The organism is Providencia sp. SP181 (genome assembly GCF_050446505.1).
Lineage (GTDB): Bacteria > Pseudomonadota > Gammaproteobacteria > Enterobacterales > Enterobacteriaceae > Providencia > Providencia vermicola.
Window position 1 is genome coordinate 31,021 of record NZ_JBBPXM010000012.1, and the last position, 16,840, is coordinate 47,860.

The window sequence follows — 16,840 nt, forward strand, 5'->3', positions numbered from 1 at the left end:
TCAGCAACTAAATAAATCACATACCAAGCTTAAACTGTCTGAGCGATTATTTTTATCGCATCACGACGTGCACATTCATCGATTTCTAAGACCTCTTCAATAGAAACAGGTTCAGAAAAAACTTGGTTTTCTAGGATTTTGTGATTAATTTTCGCGATATCTGTAAAACGAATTTTCCCTTCAAGGAACGCCGCTACCGTCATTTCATTTGCCCCATTCAGTGCTGTTGTCGCTGCTTGCCCTTGATGACACGCATCAATAGCAAGTTTCAAACAAGGGTAGCGCTGATAATCAGGTTGCACAAATGTTAACGATGAAAGGCTAGAGAAATCAAGCGGTTTTGCGCCTGACATAATACGCTGTGGGTAAGCCATGCTATACGAAATTGGGGTGCGCATATCAGGGGTACCAAGCTGTGCGATGACGCTGCCATCACGATACCTCACCATTGAGTGGATCACCGATTGCGGGTGAATAATCACTTCCATCTGATCAGCATTTGCATTGAAGAAATAACAGGCTTCAATATATTCTAGCCCTTTATTCATCATAGTCGCTGAATCAACTGAAATTTTACGTCCCATCGACCAATTCGGGTGATTACACGCTTCATCTGGCGTCACGTTATCAAAGTGCGATAGTGGTGTATCTCTAAATGGGCCACCTGAGCCTGTTAAAACAATACTGGAAATACCTGAAGCCGTTAAATCAGCAAAACCTAAGTTGAGCTGAATAATTTCAGGTAAACTTTGGAAGATAGCATTATGCTCACTATCAATTGGAAAGACTGAGGCATTATGTTGTCGAATCTCATTAAAGAATAAGCGGCCACTGGTAATTAAAGACTCTTTATTCGCTAATAATATTCTTTTACCTTTGCGGATCGCCGCCAAGGTGGGTAATAGCCCAGCAACACCCGTGATTGCTGACATTACTTGGTCTGCCTCATCAAGACCTGCAAGGTCAATTGCTGCTTGTTTGCCCGACAACACTTCTGTTTTGTTATTATTCTCAGATAAAATTGTCCGTAATGCCTTCGCCGATAACTCATCCGCCATGGCGGCATATTTCGGATTAAACTCAAGACACTGCTTTGCCATTTCGGCAACATTTTTACCTGCAACAAGGGCAAGAACTTGGAATTTTTCAGGATTTTGACGAACAACAGAAAGTGTATTAGTACCAATTGAACCTGTTGAACCCAGGACTGTCAGACGTTTCATAGTGATCGGATACTCTGTATTAATTCAATACTGAGATTATATCAGCTTAGTGATAAGAAAGGATTTTTTAATGGGTACGAAAAATAATAAAGCCACGCTAACGCACACTTTTACAGTTTGCATTGGTGGCTTTATCATCATAATGGATTAAAACTCCATCAATTCTGCTTCTTTTTGCGCTAATGACTCATCAACTTTCTTGATGTAGCTATCAGTCAGCTTTTGAATGTCATCTTGTGAACGACGCTCATCATCTTCACTAATTTCTTTATCTTTTAGCAGCGCTTTTACTTTGTCATTAGCGTCACGACGCACGTTACGAACAGCGATACGACCTTGCTCCGCTTCACCACGAACCACTTTAATTAAGTCTTTACGACGTTCTTCCGTTAACGGAGGAAGCGGAACACGGATAACAGTGCCAGCAGAAGATGGGTTCAAGCCTAAATCAGACGCCATAATCGCTTTTTCAATCGCAGGTGACATGCTACGGTCAAAAACAGAAATAGCTAATGTACGTGAATCTTCAACCGTCACGTTAGCTAATTGGCGCAATGGTGTCGCTGAGCCATAATATTCAACAGTGATACCATCTAATAAACTTGGAGATGCACGGCCTGTACGAACTTTGCTGATTTGGTTTTTGAATGCTTCAAGGCTCTTTTCCATACGGTCTTGAGCATCTTTTTGGATTTCGTTAATCACGTTTTCAACCCTTAAGAACTGATTATTAAAGGCCGCAATGCGACCTCGCTTAAATTGTCTGAATTTATCTTAGATAATACATTTAAACTCAGGCTGTGTCTCTGAGTATTAGTTGTGAGAAATCAGAGTACCTTCGTTTTCGCCCATGACAACACGGCGTAATGCACCTGGTTTATTCATATTGAAAACACGAATTGGTAAGTTATGATCGCGAGCTAATGTGAAGGCAGCTAAGTCCATCACTTTTAATTCACGTTCCAAAACCTCTTGATAATTCAGGTTTTCATATAATACAGCATCAGGGTCTTTTGCTGGATCAGCTGAATAGACGCCATCAACTTTTGTGGCTTTTAACACAACATCCGCTTCAATTTCAATACCGCGTAAACACGCTGCAGAGTCTGTTGTAAAGAATGGATTACCTGTTCCCGCAGAAAAAATAACAACACGGCCGTGACGTAGCAAGCTGATGGCTTCTGCCCAGCTGTAATTATCACAGACGCCGTTTAATGGAATAGCAGACATCAGTCTTGCATTCACATAAGCACGGTGCAAAGCATCGCGCATAGCGAGTCCGTTCATCACCGTGGCTAACATACCCATGTGGTCACCGACAACACGGTTCATACCAGCTTGTGCCAAACCAGCACCACGAAACAGGTTACCACCGCCAATAACCACACCGACCTGTATACCCAGTTCTATGAGTTCTTTGATTTCCTGAGCCATACGATCTAAAACGCTAGCATCGATACCAAAACCTTCTGCGCCTTGTAAGGCTTCGCCACTTAATTTAAGCAGAATACGCTGATAAACGGGTTTTGCATTGGTAGCCATGGTGTTCTGTCCTAACAGATTATTTATTGGGGTAACATACGCAGAACACACAGGTTCTACATACCTAAATTTGAATAGATTTTTAAACCTTAATTACCCACGTAATATTTCAAGCCAAAAGATAACGTTGATGGTCTCTCATACCCGCTAACTCATGTTTGTTTACTTGAAAGAAACGTGAATAAAACAGAGCCGCCAATTGGCGGCCCTTAGTTGATTACTTGCTCATCGCAGCAACTTCTGCTGCAAAGTCAGTTTCAACTTTCTCGATACCTTCACCAACTTCGAAACGAAGGAAACCAGAAACAGTAGCACCTTTCTCTTTCAGTAAGTCACCAACAGATTTGCTTGGATCCATGACGAAAGGTTGGCCAGTCAAAGAAATTTCGCCAGTGAATTTGTTCATGCGACCGATAACCATTTTTTCAGCGATCTCGCGTGGTTTACCTGATTGCATTGCGATGTCTAACTGAATTTGGTGCTCATGAGCAACAACATCAGCTGGAACGTTGTCTGGAGTCACATATTCAGGTTTGCTTGCAGCGATGTGCATAGCGATGTGTTTCAGTAATTCTTCGTCTGCGCCTTCGCCAGCGACTAAAACACCAATACGAGCACCGTGCAGGTAGCTACCTACTTGTGCGCCTTCCAGAATAGCAACGCGACGAATATTGATGTTTTCACCAATTTTCGCAACTAATGTTGTACGAGCTTCTTCGAATTTTGCTTTCAGCGCGTCGATGTCAGCATTTTTATCAGCAACAACAGAAGCTAAAACTTCTTTACCGAATGCTAAGAAACCTGCGTCTTTAGCAACGAAGTCAGTTTCACAGTTCAGCTCAACCAGAGCACCTGTTTTACCATCGTTGAAAACTTCAGTCAGGATAACACCTTCAGCTGCAACACGGCCTGCTTTTTTAGCCGCTTTTGCTTGACCTGATTTACGCATGTTATCAATCGCTAATTCGATGTCGCCATTAGCTTCAACAAGTGCTTTTTTACATTCCATCATACCTGCGCCAGTACGTTCGCGCAGTTCTTTTACCAATGCAGCGGTAATTCCAGACATGTGATTTATTCCTCGATATTCCCCGTGAGAGTCTTCCCCACGTGGATAGTTCTGATTCATATATAAAAGGGGCCTAAATCAGGCCCCTTCTAACATATAGCAGTACCTGTATAGCAATACCTGTTAATAAGGTTAAAACCTTATTATTCAGCTTCTACTAAGCTTTCTTCTGCTTGAACAGCCAGATCTTGCGAACGACCTTCACGAACGGTGCTTGCTACAGCGCCCAGATACAGTTTGATTGCACGGATTGCATCGTCGTTACCAGGGATAATGAAATCAATACCATCTGGATCAGAGTTAGTATCAACGATAGCAAATACTGGGATACCCAGGTTGTTTGCTTCTTTGATAGCAATGTGTTCGTGGTCTGCATCGATAACGAACAGAGCGTCAGGTAAACCGCCCATATCTTTGATACCGCCTAAGCTGTTTTCTAACTTGCCAAGTTCACGAGTACGCATCAGCGCTTCTTTCTTGGTCAGTTTGTCGAAAGTACCGTCTTGTGATTGAACTTCTAAATCTTTCAGACGTTTGATTGACTGACGAACAGTTTTCCAGTTAGTCAACATTCCGCCTAACCAACGGTGGTTAACGAAATATTGGTCACAGCTGTTAGCAGCTTCTTGAACGGCTTCGCTTGCAGCACGTTTAGTACCAACAAACAGAATTTTGCCTTTACGAGAAGCAATTTTAGTCAACTCAGCCAGAGCTTCGTTGAACATTGGAACAGTTTTTTCCAGGTTGATGATATGAACTTTATTACGCGCGCCGAAAATGAAAGGTTTCATTTTTGGGTTCCAGTAACGAGTCTGGTGACCAAAGTGAACGCCCGCTTGTAACATATCGCGCATGGAAACAGTTGCCATTTAATACCTCTGTATTTAAGTAATTGGGGTTATGCCTCCACGAATCCCATACTACCGACTCCAAAGCTGCGTCTAAACGCATAAGAGCACCCCGGCGCACGTGTCGATTCGTGTGTGTTATACACAATTGAGTTTAAGTTTCGCAAATCCAATTTCCTTTTCAGGAAACCTCATTTTGCTGCCATAAGTTGACATTTCAATGAAGATGAGAAGAAATAATATGGATTGCCGGCGCGCTTTATACCATAAAACCAACTTAGAAGCCAACTTTTGTTGATTTTTTCACACATAAAAATGCGTGAAAAATGGATTTTATGGTTCGCATTTCGCCTATCTAATACGTGATCCGTATTGGGTTAATTATAGACCTTTTTTGATGTGATGAAAAAGCCCTATTTTTATAATGGATACTCATTCACTTACTGGTGTTTTTTGCAATTTGTGCGGTTAAAAGCTCAAAATGAACAAGCCACTCGCTTCTGTTACCTTATTCTAATAGCAACTTCAACTCTCGAACCTTTCGATAGCTAGTTGGCAGAAAATGCGGTGGCTGTTACCATAAGTGTTATTAATGCTAAAAAATGGTCTCAAAAACCCATTTTCAACCTCTCATTTTTTAACATGTCATCAATCATTGCTGGCATGAATGGACTGAACTCATGGCTATTATTATCAAAACTGAAGAAGATATTCAGAAAATGCGTGTTGCTGGCCGCTTAGCTGCCGAAGTATTAGAAATGATCGCACCGCATGTGGTACCAGGTGTTAGCACAGGTGAGCTGGATAGACTTTGCCATCAACACATTGTTGATACACAACAAGCAATTCCAGCATGCCTGAACTACCATGGTTTTCCAAAATCCGTTTGTATTTCCGTTAATGATGTTATCTGCCACGGTATTCCAAGCGATGAAAAAATCCTAAAAGACGGTGACATCGTGAATATCGATGTCACCGTGATTAAAGAAGGCTTCCACGGCGATACTTCAATGATGTTTATTGTTGGAAAACCAACTATTCAAGGCGAACGCCTGTGCCAAGTCACCCAAGAAAGCCTATATTTAGCCATTCGTATGGTTAAACCTGGCATTCGCCTACGTACCATCGGTAAAGCGATTCAAGAATTCGTTGAAAAACAAAGTTTCTCCGTTGTTCGTGAATATTGTGGTCACGGTATTGGCGAAGGTTTCCATGAAGAGCCACAAGTGCTGCATTATGATGCAGATGACAGTGGCGTCATTCTGCAAAAAGGCATGGCATTCACCATCGAACCGATGGTGAATACAGGCGACCACCGTATTCGCACGATGAAAGATGGCTGGACGGTAAAAACCAAAGATCGCGGCTGGTCTGCACAATATGAGCACACCTTAGTTGTCACCGACAATGGCTGTGAGATCCTCACACTGCGTAAAGAAGAAGAGCCGTTTATTTCTGCGGTTTTAGTTAACGAATAAATTTCCCCAAGAACCCTCGATTAAGAGGGTTCTTCCTCTGTTCATCTTTCACAAAAAACCGTAAGCTGGTCGTAGTTTCTTTATGGCTATCAATACGGAAAGATAAAGATGACGGCATCCTCTGCAACATATCTTGCACCAAACCACTTCACTGCCCACGACCTTGACCTCATTACCTTAAGGCAACATGTTGATGATTTTGATCGTTGGCTTGAAGACAGCTTTAATCAAGGTAAAAATGTGGTTGATTTAATTCACGTTCGCAGTGATTACCTTGATGCTTTGTTGACAAGGCTTTGGCAGGCTTTCGAATTCGACAAACAAGCAAATATGTCCCTTGTGGCTGTCGGGGGCTATGGGCGACATGAGCTCCATCCACTTTCTGATATTGATATTTTAATTCTCAGTAAACAACCACTTCCCGAGGATATCGCTACAAAAATTGGCCAATTTATCACGTTACTGTGGGACTTACGCTTTGATATTGGGCATAGCGTCCGTTCTCTTGCTGAATGTATCGAAGCAGGCAATGCCGATTTAACAACAGCAACCAATTTAATCGAATCACGGCTTATTTGCGGTGATATCACCCTTTTCTTATCGCTACAAAAAACCATTTTCAGTGATGATTTTTGGCCATCAGCCACCTTTTTTGCGGCAAAAATTGCTGAGCAACAAGAACGCCACCAGCGTTACCATAGTACCAGTTACAATTTAGAACCCGACATCAAAAGCAGCCCTGGCGGCCTACGGGATATTCATACCTTACTTTGGGTTGGAAGGCGCCATTTTGGTGCGACCACAGTAGATGAGATGGTTGGTTTTGGTTTTTTGACTGAAGAAGAACGCCAAGAGCTCAAAGAATGCCTCACTTTTTTATGGAAAATTCGTTTCGCGCTCCACTTAGTGGTGAAGCGCCACGATAACCGTTTACTGTTCGATCGCCAATTTAGCGTTGCACGTTTACTAGGTTATGTCGGTGAGAAAAATCAGCCTGTAGAACGCATGATGAAAGATTTTTATCGTGTGACTCGCCGCGTGAGGGAGCTAAATCAAATGCTATTACAGCTATTTGATGAAGCGATTTTAACCCTTAAACCAAATGAAAAACCGCGACCGATTGATTCACAATTTCAATTACGCGGCACATTAATTGATGTTATCGATGAAAACCTATTTATCAACCAACCTGCCGCTATTTTAAAAATGTTCTACCAAATGGCTCGCTATCCAAACATCACGGGTATCTATTCCACAACATTGCGCCTACTGCGCTTTGCTCGACGAAACTTGAGCGTGCCACTGTGTGAAATCCCTGAGGCACGCAAGTTGTTCCTAAAAATTCTGCGCCACCCACGAGCAATTAAAGGCGCATTTGTTCCCATGCACCTGCACAGCGTACTTAGCGCCTATACGCCGCTTTGGAGCAACATTGTTGGGCAAATGCAGTTTGACTTGTTTCACGCCTATACCGTTGACGAGCACACCATCCGTGTTTTACAAAAAATCGACAGTTTTACACTTGAAGAAAACCGTCGCGAGCACCCTTTGTGTGTCAGCGTTTACCCTAAACTGCTACAACCTGAGATTTTACGCCTTGCGGCTATCTTCCATGATATCGCCAAAGGCCGTTCAGGGGATCACTCCGATTTAGGCGCTGATTTTGTGTATGACTTTGCGCTACTGCATGATTTATCAGCAAAAGAAGCTGAGCTTGCTGCATGGCTTGTTAAAAACCACTTATTGATGTCGGTTACTGCTCAACGCCGAGATATTCAAGACCCTGATGTTATCAAGCAATTTGCAGGTGAGGTGAAATCGGTTTCTCGACTTAACTATTTGATGTGTCTAACGGTTGCAGATATTTGCGCCACCAATAGCACTTTATGGAACAGCTGGAAGCAGAGCTTAATTCGCGAACTCTTCCTATCAACGGAACATCAGCTCAACCAAGGCATGCAAAGTACGCCAGATTTACGGGAGCGCATTCGCCATCACCGCAATCAAGCGTTATCTCTGCTTCGCCCTCTTGCAATTGATGAAGAGAAACTGCAAAAACTGTGGTCACGCTGCCATGCCGACTATTTTTTACGCCACACCCCGTCGCAACTCGCTTGGCATGCCAAAAACCTGTTACATCATGATTTAACTCAGCCTTTAGTGCTAATCAGCACTCAACCGAAACATGGTGGAACAGAAATTTTTATTTGGTGTCACGATAAATCGCATCTGTTTGCCGCCGTAGCCAGTGAACTAGACCGTCGCAATTTAAGCATTCACAGCGCTCAAATATTCACCAATAAAGACAATATGGCGATGGATACCTTTGTAGTCCTTGAGCCAAATGGCTCGCCGCTCGCCAAAGACCGTTATGACCACATACGCAAAATGTTGTTACTGGCGGTACAGCAACCTGAAATTTCCCTGCCGAAACAACGTACATTGCCCTCTAAATTGCGCCATTTTACGGTTCCTACCAAGGTCAACTTCTTGCACTCCACCAATGAACGCCGTACCTACATGGAATTATTCGCGTTAGACCAGCCCGGTTTGCTGGCAAGAATTGGCCATATTTTTGCACAGCTAGAAATTTCTTTATACGGCGCGAGGATCACCACAATTGGCGAAAAAGTAGAGGATTTCTTTGTGTTAGCAGATAAAGAACACAAAGCACTCGATAAAAAAATGCAACAAGTGTTATCAGAAAGGTTGACAGAAGCCCTACAATCGAAGGATAAAATATAACGTTCATCACATTTTTATGGTGAACGCTCACTTTTATGTTATTCAAGAGGGAAATAGAATCAATGCAGCATTTACAAGCGATCATTGAAAACGCATTTGAAGACCGTGCTAACATCACGCCAAATACGGTTTCAGCCCCCGTTAAACAAGCCGTTTTGGACACTATCGCGTTATTAGATAGCGGTAAACTGCGTGTTGCCGAAAAAATCGCAGGTGTCTGGGTCACTCACCAATGGTTAAAAAAGGCCGTCTTACTGTCATTTCGTATCCAAGACAATCAAGTGATTGACGGTGCTGAAAGTCGCTACTTCGACAAAGTACCAATGAAATTTGCCGATTACGACCAAACACGCTTCGAAAAAGAAGGTTTTCGCGTTGTACCACCTGCCGCGGTTCGTAAAGGTGCCTATATCGCCAAGAATAGTGTACTCATGCCATCTTATGTCAATATTGGTGCCTATGTCGATGAAGGAACAATGGTCGACACTTGGGCAACAGTGGGCTCTTGTGCGCAAATTGGTAAAAACGTGCATTTATCTGGCGGTGTCGGTATTGGTGGCGTGTTAGAACCATTACAAGCGAACCCAACCATTATCGAAGACAACTGCTTTATTGGCGCACGCTCTGAAGTTGTTGAAGGTGTCATTGTCGAGGAAGGATCGGTGATTTCCATGGGCGTCTATTTGGGGCAAAGCACTAAAATTTATGACCGTGAAACGGGCGAAATTTTTTATGGCCGCGTTCCTGCGGGGTCTGTCGTTGTATCAGGCAATTTACCGTCGAAAGAGGGTAACTACAGCTTATATTGTGCAGTCATCGTCAAGAAAGTGGATGAAAAAACGCGCGGAAAAGTTGGCATCAATGAATTATTAAGAACTATTGATGAATAACTAGTTTTCTAACAGTTTCTCCTCCTGAACCTTTTACTGCTGTTTTTGAATCACTTAGCAGTAATCTGGTAAAACGAAGCTATCCCGAAATGCATACGCTGTATGCAACTCGGGTGGCCAAGTTCCCTTATCTCCCCCACATCTCCTTTTTCTTTTCACCGTTTTATTGCAAAGAGAAGTTGGTCAATTTCGAGAAATCGCGCATAATATGTTCGTGACTTTTGCCGTTTACCATCAATAAAACTGTATTATTTTATTTTTCATTATCATGATGCTATTTACGTAATGGCTTAATGTTATTTACGTCTTTAGGTCAATAGCACAGTACAAGAGAAATAGACTGGTATTGTTGCGGCCTGTTCACACGATTATTCTGTTCACCGACTCTGACTCTACAGTTAAGCGAGCTAACATGTACGATAATTTGAAAAGTTTAGGCATTAGTAACCCTCAGGATATCGACCGCTATACCCTGCGCCAAGAAGCAAATAACGATATTTTGAAAATTTACTTCCGTAAAGACAAAGGGGAATTTTTTGCCAAAAGTGTAAAATTCAAATACCCACGCCAACGTAAAACTATCGCGGATGGTGGTAATAATTTCAAAGAGATCCACGAAATTAACACCAACCTTCGCTATGCCATTGAAGAACTTGATCAAATTTGCCAAACAGATAAAACTGATATTGATTTAAAACACAAAATCCTTGATGACTTACGTCATTTAGAACATGTAGTTTCAAACAAAATTGCAGAAATTGAAGCTGACTTAGAAAAACTGACTCGTAAGTAACTGACCTGCAAAATAATTTACTGCGCCGTGAAATCACCTGAATTCGTATCGAAAAGGGTTACTCCACGGTGCAGGTACTTAAAGTAATTCACTCCACGCTTCAACCCACGGTTTTGCAAACTCTTCAGGAACATCCACTTCAATAGCGTCAATAAAAAGAATATCACCAATACGCGTAGCTGATTGTTCGGTCAGCACTTCATCAAAACGTAACCCAGCGCCACAAAAACTTTCATAACTGCTATCACCTAAAGCAATTAACCCATAACGTAAATCAGGTTGGTAACCAACAACATCATTGATTTCATTAAAAAGTGGTGCAATAGAGTCAGGTAAATCACCTTGTCCTGTAGAGGAAGTCACGATTAACGCAATTTCATTTCCTGAATTGTATAATTGCCAATCATTCAGAGTGGGTTCGTCAAAGACAACCACTTCATGCCCTCGTTCCTCTAAGATTTCTTGTGCTATTTCAGCCACAGCTAAAGAGTTGCCATAGACAGTACCAACAAAGATACCTATTTTTGACATAACGCCTCCCTCTAAATTTATTTAAACTGATGGATTAATAACTTTCATACTTAAATTAGCGACTTGTGCTGACCATCCAAACTGCTCAATCAGTGATATCCATTGTGCATCCCAAGGTGCAACCAGAGATATATTTTCTTCTGTTATAGGATGACTTAAATTTAATTGACTTGCGTGCAACATTAGACGCGACACAGAAAAATGTTCTGTTACCCCTCGATTTTGGCGTAAGTCACCATGTTTACTATCCCCAATAATTGGGTGACGTAAGTGAGACATATGCCGCCTGAGCTGATGTTTTCGACCTGTTTGTGGTGTTAATTCGACTAAACTAAAGCGTGCTGTTTCATAGCGACCGATGGCCACAGGGCATTCCACCGTCGCAATTGGACGGCAATGGGTAATGCACTCTTGTAACACAGGCTCCCGAGTGGCATGTTTGTCTGCAATTTTGTCTAACTCTTCCAGTAAAGGGTAATCAATAGTTTGCTCATCTGTCAGATAGCCACGCACAATGGCATGATACGTTTTCTCTAACTGATGTTTTTCAAACTGAGTAGCTAGCAACCTCGCAATGTCACTCGATAACGCAAATAATAAAATACCTGATGTCGGTCTATCGAGACGATGAATGGGATAAACATATTGGCCAATTTGGTCACGCAATGTTTGCATCACAAAAACAGTTTCTTTGCTATCTAACCAACTGCGGTGAACTAACATACCTGCGGGTTTATTCACCGCAATCATATATTCATCTTGATAAATGATTTCTAACATCAATCACCCGTTTGAATTAGTTGAAAAGATGCTGTCTAGCTCACGCAAGTGCTGGATAAGAGCCACATATTGCTCTTCTTCATCGTGCTTATAGGCTTCTTCAAAATACGGCGCGATAGCAAAATTTGCAGGTAACATGCCACCTTGGTCAATAATCGCTTGTAAACGTGGAATTAAGATCCATTGTAGCCATTCCAGTGCTTCCATCGTATCAATACAAAATGGCTCGACACTTTTAAACGCATCCTGTTCAGGTGGATGCTCACGCCACAATAATTTTAATTTCATTTCCTCTTCGAGATGGCGAAGCTTTTCAACAATGCGTTGTTCTTTGTTCATATGTAACCCTTTTAACCTTTATGCTGCGAAATATACTGTAATTTTGCCAATGATTCTGTCGGATAAATGGGGTTGTTCTGTCTTATATACAAGCGGGTTTACTTCTATTGCATTTATTTATTCATAATAAATTCAATTCAATAAGTTTCGTTGATGTTTTGTTAGGGTGTATACGGATATAATAAAATGTTTTTTTTTAATTGAATTTTAGCAAAATAATTAACAATAAAATGGTCTATCTATGGGATTACTAAAGCAGTGGCGCAAGGAAAATAAGGCATGGAAGGCCTTCAGTGGTAAATATGTTGAGCTCAAAAGAAAAATTCGCATAGCGAAACTCCCTTCAGTGCAATATCAACAGTACCAAGGCATGTGTCAGACATATCAAAGTGCTCAGCTCGCTTCTGCAATTAACGGAGTTCCCCATTTTATTGAGCGCCCAATTAATAAATATCTGCATAAAGCTTGGAGTGGAAAGCAAAAATTGCTGACAGCAAGCTATACACTGGATTTAATTGAAAAAACCTTTACCCCTAAAGCCGTCGAAAAAATGTTTTCGGCAAAACGTGAAGGGTTAACTGTTGCAAATATTGAGCTGAAATCTGGTGATTTTGCACAGCTCACCTTGATTTATTCTCAATACCCAAGAGAAGGCGATCTTACCTTACACCTGCGTAATGAAACGGGTGATGATATCTATTTAATGAGTTTTTCTTTTGGGCCTGAAGGGCAACTCTATGTTTGCTCACTGCAAGGCCCATCAACCGACCAAAGTGTTGAGCAGGTTCGCCTAATCACCAAACAAATGCATGGTATGAGGCCCAAAAACCTATTAATGTCTGCTGTTTATGCTGTCGCGACCTATTTCAAAGTGACATCAATCCAAGGCATTTCAAACAATAGCCATATTAAGAGCCAACATTTAAAATCGAGCTATGATACTTTTTGGCAAGAATGTAGTGCAACATTATCATCTGATGGTTGGTACCAGCTTCCATTACAAGAGCCAGTTCGTGATATAGAATCCGTGAAAAGCCAGCGTCGTGCTGAATTTCGTCGACGTGAAGCACTTCGTGATGCGATGAGCCAAGAAATTATTGCATCACTCAGTGCGAACTCAACGAAGTAACAATCCGTTGATTACAAGCTAGAATAACAAAAAAAGCCAGCCGGCCTAAATCAGGCCGACTGGCTTAACATCACATTTTAGATTTTAATGCATCCTGCAAAACGACATCCTGTCGTTCAACATCCTGTTGAATAAAACAATTTAATAGGTTGTTCCTGCCTATTAAGCAGTCCATCGCTTTGGTTTTTTCATTTTTTATACATTACGATGTATAAAAAGCTAAACGAACTTACCCTGTCCAGCGGCATAAGAATGTATTAAATCTATTAATGAAACAACCTAGCTGAGCAAACAAAAATTAATTTAAAAAAGCGGTGTTTCCATTATTGGTAGTAACGTCATGAAATTAAAAGTTAATTAATTATCATTTAAATAAAATTAAATAACTTTGAGAAATTACTTAACCCAATTGTAAGTCCTGACTTACAACATTTATCCTAAAATACTTACTCCTGAAGCTCAACAACAGGGAGTAACTCTCCAATAAAACTCGCTAAATTTGGTGAAAGTACGCGCCGCTCTTGGCTACCAAATTTTTCTAAGATCACCTCCCCTGTCAAATTACACAACGAGATCATTTCAATTTCAGAGTCTATTGTGGCAATAAACAGAGTTGGCGATAACTTTAAACGCTTTTGAGTGACTAAATGCCCAATTAAATTTTCTTGTAAGCGAATAAAATCCTCTTCATTCCATACTTGTACCAAACTTAAGGTAATATCACGAAATGTGGCTTTCATATCCCCAGCCAGCTGAGTGGTATAAAAGTGATGAATATCGTCCTGTAAACTGATATCCAATGCCGTAGCGACTTTATTTAAATGTGCATCCTTAATGGGAAATGCTTGCGGTTCCCAATAGACCCAGTTCTCGCCTGTTCTCACGACACAAGGAGAAGGAATACCATATAAATCAACAGATGCAGGTGGTAACCCCGTTTGTTGTTCCCACGCTGAAATATAGTTTTGAGTAAAACGCTGTAACGCTTGAGAGAGTATTGTATTCATAATTACGTAATTTTTACGGCTAGCCTAAATTGAAAGACGTCAATATGATGGATAAATGGTATTATGACAGATGTTTGCAGGCGAATAAAATGTACTCATTGCGCCTTTTAGCCTCATTTTGTTTATGAAGTATAAGGATCACTATGTCACACTACCAGAACAATCCCGCTCTTGACAATTTAACCCTCGGGAAAAAAACGGCGTATCACGACCAATACGATGCCTCGCTACTGCAGCCCGTCCCTAGGAGCTTAAACCGTGATCCACTGGATATTTATGCAAATTCACTGCCATTTCATGGTGCTGATATTTGGACCTTATATGAACTTTCTTGGCTAAATCAAAGTGGCGTTCCCCAAGTGGCTATTGGTTCAATCAGTGTGGATGCAACAAGTGACAACCTGATTGAGTCTAAAAGTTTTAAGCTCTATCTCAACAGCTTTAATCAAACTCGCTTTGAAACTTGGGAAAATGTGCGAAGCGTTTTGCAAAATGACTTAAGCCACTGTGCTAATGGCAAAGTTGACGTTACACTTCATAAGCTAGAGGCTTTTTCTCATCAGCCAATCTTACCCTTTAAAGGGCTGTGTATTGATGAGCAAGACATTACTATCGAACAGTACGAGTTTAATCGTGACTATCTAGCGGGTTGTACTCAAGAACCGATTGTTGAAGAAACATTAGTCAGTCATTTGCTAAAATCGAATTGTTTGATTACAAATCAACCTGACTGGGGCTCTGTACAAATCCACTACCATGGTCCTAAAATCAATCATGAAGCGCTCTTACGCTATTTGGTTTCGTTTCGCCATCATAATGAGTTTCATGAGCAGTGTGTTGAACGAATTTTTAACGACATTATGCAACTGTGTAGACCCGAAAAATTGAGTGTTTACGCGCGTTATACCCGCCGCGGGGGGCTGGACATTAACCCATGGCGTAGTAATGAAATTTTTGAACCTGAACTTGGTCGTTTGGCTCGCCAATAAGTACACATGTAGTTAAAAAATGCTTGAAAAACAGTTGAAAAGTAAATGCACTAGTGTATTTGCGGTACAATTCACCTATCAAGAACCCATGGGGTAAAGGAGTACTACTTGATTACGCATATCAGTCCATTAGGATCTATGGATCTACTTTCGCAGCTTGAAGTTGACATGCTTAAACGCACTGCAAGTAGCGATTTATACCAGTTATTTAGAAACTGCTCACTCGCGGTTTTACATTCTGGAAGCCTTACTGATAGCAGTAAAGAGCTACTAGAAAAAAGCAAAGACTTTGATATCAACGTATTACGTCGTGAACGTGGTGTAAAACTTGAGCTTATCGAGCCACCAGAAAAAGCATTTGTTGACGGGAAAATTATTCGTACTTTGCAAGCTAACTTATTTGCAGTTTTACGCGATATTTTATTCGTTCATGCGCAAATAAACCAAGCTAAAGAGCAACTCCATTTTGATACGGAAAATGGCACGCACATCACCAATATGATTTTCTCTATCCTACGCAATGCTCGTGCATTACATATTGATGATGACCCAAGCATGATAGTTTGCTGGGGCGGCCACTCAATAAATGAAATTGAATATCAATATGGCCGTAAAGTTGGTAACGAACTGGGTTTACGTGAACTGAATATCTGTACGGGCTGTGGGCCTGGTGCGATGGAAGCCCCAATGAAAGGTGCAGCTGTTGGTCATGCCCAACAACAGTATAAAGATAGCCGTTTCATTGGCTTAACCGAACCTTCAATCATCGCAGCAGAGCCACCTAACCCATTAGTTAACGAGTTAATTATTATGCCTGACATTGAAAAACGGTTAGAAGCGTTCGTCCGTTTAGGTCACGGTATTATTATTTTTCCAGGTGGCGTTGGTACCGCTGAAGAGCTGCTGTATTTGCTGGGCATCTTGATGGATCCAGCCAATAAAGAGCAAGTTCTCCCGCTTATTTTAACGGGTCCGAAAGAAAGCGCTGAATACTTTGAAGTTCTCGATGATTTTATCCGACATACTTTAGGGGATGAAGCGAGCAAACACTATCAAATCATTATCGATGATGCTCAAGAAGTGGCGCGTGTGATGAAAAGAAGCATGCCACAAGTGAAAGAGAATCGCCGTAGCACAGGCGATGCATACAGCTTCAACTGGTCAATTAAAATTGCGCACGACTTGCAGCATCCGTTTGAACCAACACATGAAAACATGGCCTCACTGAACCTTCATCCAGGACAAGCACCTGAAAAATTGGCTTCAGATTTACGCCGTGCGTTCTCTGGTATCGTTGCAGGTAATGTGAAGGAATTTGGTATGAAAGCCATTGAAAAACATGGCCCATTCAAAATTCACGGTGATAGCGATCTCATGAGGCGTATGGATGTGTTACTCCAAGGCTTTGTTGAACAACATCGAATGAAATTGCCAGGTGGCACTGCATATGAGCCTTGCTATGAAATCGTGAAATAAA

At 41.5% G+C, this 16,840-nt stretch carries 16 protein-coding genes; 7 read left to right on the forward strand and 9 right to left on the reverse strand.

Annotated elements, in window-relative coordinates; all coding sequences use genetic code 11:
* Nucleotides 1–29: 29 nt before the first annotated feature.
* The 5 genes from ispC to rpsB form a co-directional block, all read right to left on the reverse strand.
* Nucleotides 30–1,223 (reverse strand): 1-deoxy-D-xylulose-5-phosphate reductoisomerase, encoded by a 1,194-nt coding sequence (gene ispC / locus AABS66_RS17360; protein WP_206083750.1) that lies wholly within the window; start codon nt 1,221–1,223, stop codon nt 30–32.
* Nucleotides 1,224–1,370: 147 nt separating this feature from the next.
* Complete coding sequence (gene frr, locus AABS66_RS17365) at nt 1,371–1,928, reverse strand: ribosome recycling factor (RefSeq protein ID WP_206083749.1); 558 nt, start codon at nt 1,926–1,928, stop codon at nt 1,371–1,373.
* 108 nt (nt 1,929–2,036) lie between these two features.
* Nucleotides 2,037–2,765, reverse strand: a complete 729-nt coding sequence (gene pyrH / locus AABS66_RS17370; protein WP_206083748.1) for a UMP kinase — start codon at nt 2,763–2,765, stop codon at nt 2,037–2,039.
* Between the two features lie 217 nt (nt 2,766–2,982).
* Complete coding sequence (gene tsf, locus AABS66_RS17375) at nt 2,983–3,834, reverse strand: translation elongation factor Ts (protein ID WP_206083747.1); 852 nt, start codon at nt 3,832–3,834, stop codon at nt 2,983–2,985.
* A 143-nt stretch (nt 3,835–3,977) separates the two neighbouring features.
* Nucleotides 3,978–4,703 carry a 30S ribosomal protein S2 gene (gene rpsB, locus AABS66_RS17380; RefSeq protein ID WP_102139937.1) on the reverse strand — a complete coding sequence of 242 codons (726 nt, stop codon included), beginning with the start codon at nt 4,701–4,703 and terminating at the stop codon, nt 3,978–3,980.
* A 659-nt stretch (nt 4,704–5,362) separates the two neighbouring features.
* Here rpsB and map point away from each other — a divergent pair.
* The 4 genes from map to AABS66_RS17400 all read left to right on the forward strand — a co-directional run bounded on the left by map (nt 5,363) and on the right by AABS66_RS17400 (nt 10,588).
* Nucleotides 5,363–6,160 (forward strand): type I methionyl aminopeptidase, encoded by a 798-nt coding sequence (gene map, locus AABS66_RS17385; RefSeq protein ID WP_206083746.1) that lies wholly within the window; start codon nt 5,363–5,365, stop codon nt 6,158–6,160.
* Between the two features lie 108 nt (nt 6,161–6,268).
* Nucleotides 6,269–8,905, forward strand: a complete 2,637-nt coding sequence (gene glnD, locus AABS66_RS17390; RefSeq protein ID WP_272539787.1) for a bifunctional uridylyltransferase/uridylyl-removing protein GlnD — start codon at nt 6,269–6,271, stop codon at nt 8,903–8,905.
* 62 nt (nt 8,906–8,967) lie between these two features.
* The gene (gene dapD / locus AABS66_RS17395) at nt 8,968–9,795 is read left to right on the forward strand and encodes a 2,3,4,5-tetrahydropyridine-2,6-dicarboxylate N-succinyltransferase (RefSeq protein WP_206083744.1); all 828 of its coding nucleotides are present in this window, start codon (nt 8,968–8,970) and stop codon (nt 9,793–9,795) included.
* Nucleotides 9,796–10,207: 412 nt separating this feature from the next.
* Nucleotides 10,208–10,588, forward strand: a complete 381-nt coding sequence (locus AABS66_RS17400) for a DUF3461 family protein (protein WP_047755916.1) — start codon at nt 10,208–10,210, stop codon at nt 10,586–10,588.
* A 78-nt stretch (nt 10,589–10,666) separates the two neighbouring features.
* Here the strand turns inward: AABS66_RS17400 and AABS66_RS17405 are convergent, their stop codons facing one another.
* The 3 genes from AABS66_RS17405 to AABS66_RS17415 are packed head-to-tail and all read right to left on the reverse strand — an operon-like array spanning nt 10,667 to nt 12,238.
* Nucleotides 10,667–11,119 (reverse strand): flavodoxin, encoded by a 453-nt coding sequence (locus tag AABS66_RS17405; protein WP_047755915.1) that lies wholly within the window; start codon nt 11,117–11,119, stop codon nt 10,667–10,669.
* 21 nt (nt 11,120–11,140) lie between these two features.
* Nucleotides 11,141–11,899, reverse strand: a complete 759-nt coding sequence (gene truC, locus AABS66_RS17410) for a tRNA pseudouridine(65) synthase TruC (RefSeq protein ID WP_225818385.1) — start codon at nt 11,897–11,899, stop codon at nt 11,141–11,143.
* Between the two features lie 3 nt (nt 11,900–11,902).
* A complete protein-coding gene (locus tag AABS66_RS17415; RefSeq protein WP_272539789.1) occupies nt 11,903–12,238 on the reverse strand; it encodes a YqcC family protein in 336 nt (111 codons plus the stop codon).
* Nucleotides 12,239–12,479: 241 nt separating this feature from the next.
* Between AABS66_RS17415 and AABS66_RS17420 the strand changes: the two genes are divergently transcribed.
* On the forward strand, nt 12,480–13,367 hold the full coding sequence (locus AABS66_RS17420; RefSeq protein WP_272539790.1) for a DUF535 family protein: 888 nt from the start codon (nt 12,480–12,482) through the stop codon (nt 13,365–13,367).
* A gap of 446 nt (nt 13,368–13,813) precedes the next feature.
* Here the strand turns inward: AABS66_RS17420 and syd are convergent, their stop codons facing one another.
* Complete coding sequence (syd, locus tag AABS66_RS17425; RefSeq protein ID WP_272539791.1) at nt 13,814–14,374, reverse strand: SecY-interacting protein; 561 nt, start codon at nt 14,372–14,374, stop codon at nt 13,814–13,816.
* A 143-nt stretch (nt 14,375–14,517) separates the two neighbouring features.
* Here syd and queF point away from each other — a divergent pair, with 143 nt between their 5' ends.
* Together queF and ppnN are read left to right on the forward strand one after the other, a co-directional pair.
* The gene (gene queF / locus AABS66_RS17430) at nt 14,518–15,363 is read left to right on the forward strand and encodes an NADPH-dependent 7-cyano-7-deazaguanine reductase QueF (RefSeq protein ID WP_206083739.1); all 846 of its coding nucleotides are present in this window, start codon (nt 14,518–14,520) and stop codon (nt 15,361–15,363) included.
* A 108-nt stretch (nt 15,364–15,471) separates the two neighbouring features.
* Nucleotides 15,472–16,839, forward strand: a complete 1,368-nt coding sequence (ppnN, locus tag AABS66_RS17435) for a nucleotide 5'-monophosphate nucleosidase PpnN (RefSeq protein WP_206083738.1) — start codon at nt 15,472–15,474, stop codon at nt 16,837–16,839.
* Nucleotide 16,840 lies beyond the last annotated feature (1 nt).

What these genes read in the sequence shown, in the direction of transcription:
- ispC (WP_206083750.1), bottom strand. Translation starts at nt 1,223, where the DNA reads ATGAAACGTCTGACAGTCCTGGGTTCAACAGGTTCAATTGGTACTAAT.
- pyrH (WP_206083748.1), bottom strand. Translation starts at nt 2,765, where the DNA reads ATGGCTACCAATGCAAAACCCGTTTATCAGCGTATTCTGCTTAAATTA.
- tsf (WP_206083747.1), bottom strand. Translation starts at nt 3,834, where the DNA reads ATGTCTGGAATTACCGCTGCATTGGTAAAAGAACTGCGCGAACGTACT.
- rpsB (WP_102139937.1), bottom strand. Translation starts at nt 4,703, where the DNA reads ATGGCAACTGTTTCCATGCGCGATATGTTACAAGCGGGCGTTCACTTT.
- map (WP_206083746.1), top strand. Translation starts at nt 5,363, where the DNA reads ATGGCTATTATTATCAAAACTGAAGAAGATATTCAGAAAATGCGTGTT.
- glnD (WP_272539787.1), top strand. Translation starts at nt 6,269, where the DNA reads ATGACGGCATCCTCTGCAACATATCTTGCACCAAACCACTTCACTGCC.
- dapD (WP_206083744.1), top strand. Translation starts at nt 8,968, where the DNA reads ATGCAGCATTTACAAGCGATCATTGAAAACGCATTTGAAGACCGTGCT.
- AABS66_RS17400 (WP_047755916.1), top strand. Translation starts at nt 10,208, where the DNA reads ATGTACGATAATTTGAAAAGTTTAGGCATTAGTAACCCTCAGGATATC.
- AABS66_RS17405 (WP_047755915.1), bottom strand. Translation starts at nt 11,119, where the DNA reads ATGTCAAAAATAGGTATCTTTGTTGGTACTGTCTATGGCAACTCTTTA.
- truC (WP_225818385.1), bottom strand. Translation starts at nt 11,899, where the DNA reads ATGTTAGAAATCATTTATCAAGATGAATATATGATTGCGGTGAATAAA.
- AABS66_RS17415 (WP_272539789.1), bottom strand. Translation starts at nt 12,238, where the DNA reads ATGAACAAAGAACAACGCATTGTTGAAAAGCTTCGCCATCTCGAAGAG.
- AABS66_RS17420 (WP_272539790.1), top strand. Translation starts at nt 12,480, where the DNA reads ATGGGATTACTAAAGCAGTGGCGCAAGGAAAATAAGGCATGGAAGGCC.
- syd (WP_272539791.1), bottom strand. Translation starts at nt 14,374, where the DNA reads ATGAATACAATACTCTCTCAAGCGTTACAGCGTTTTACTCAAAACTAT.
- queF (WP_206083739.1), top strand. Translation starts at nt 14,518, where the DNA reads ATGTCACACTACCAGAACAATCCCGCTCTTGACAATTTAACCCTCGGG.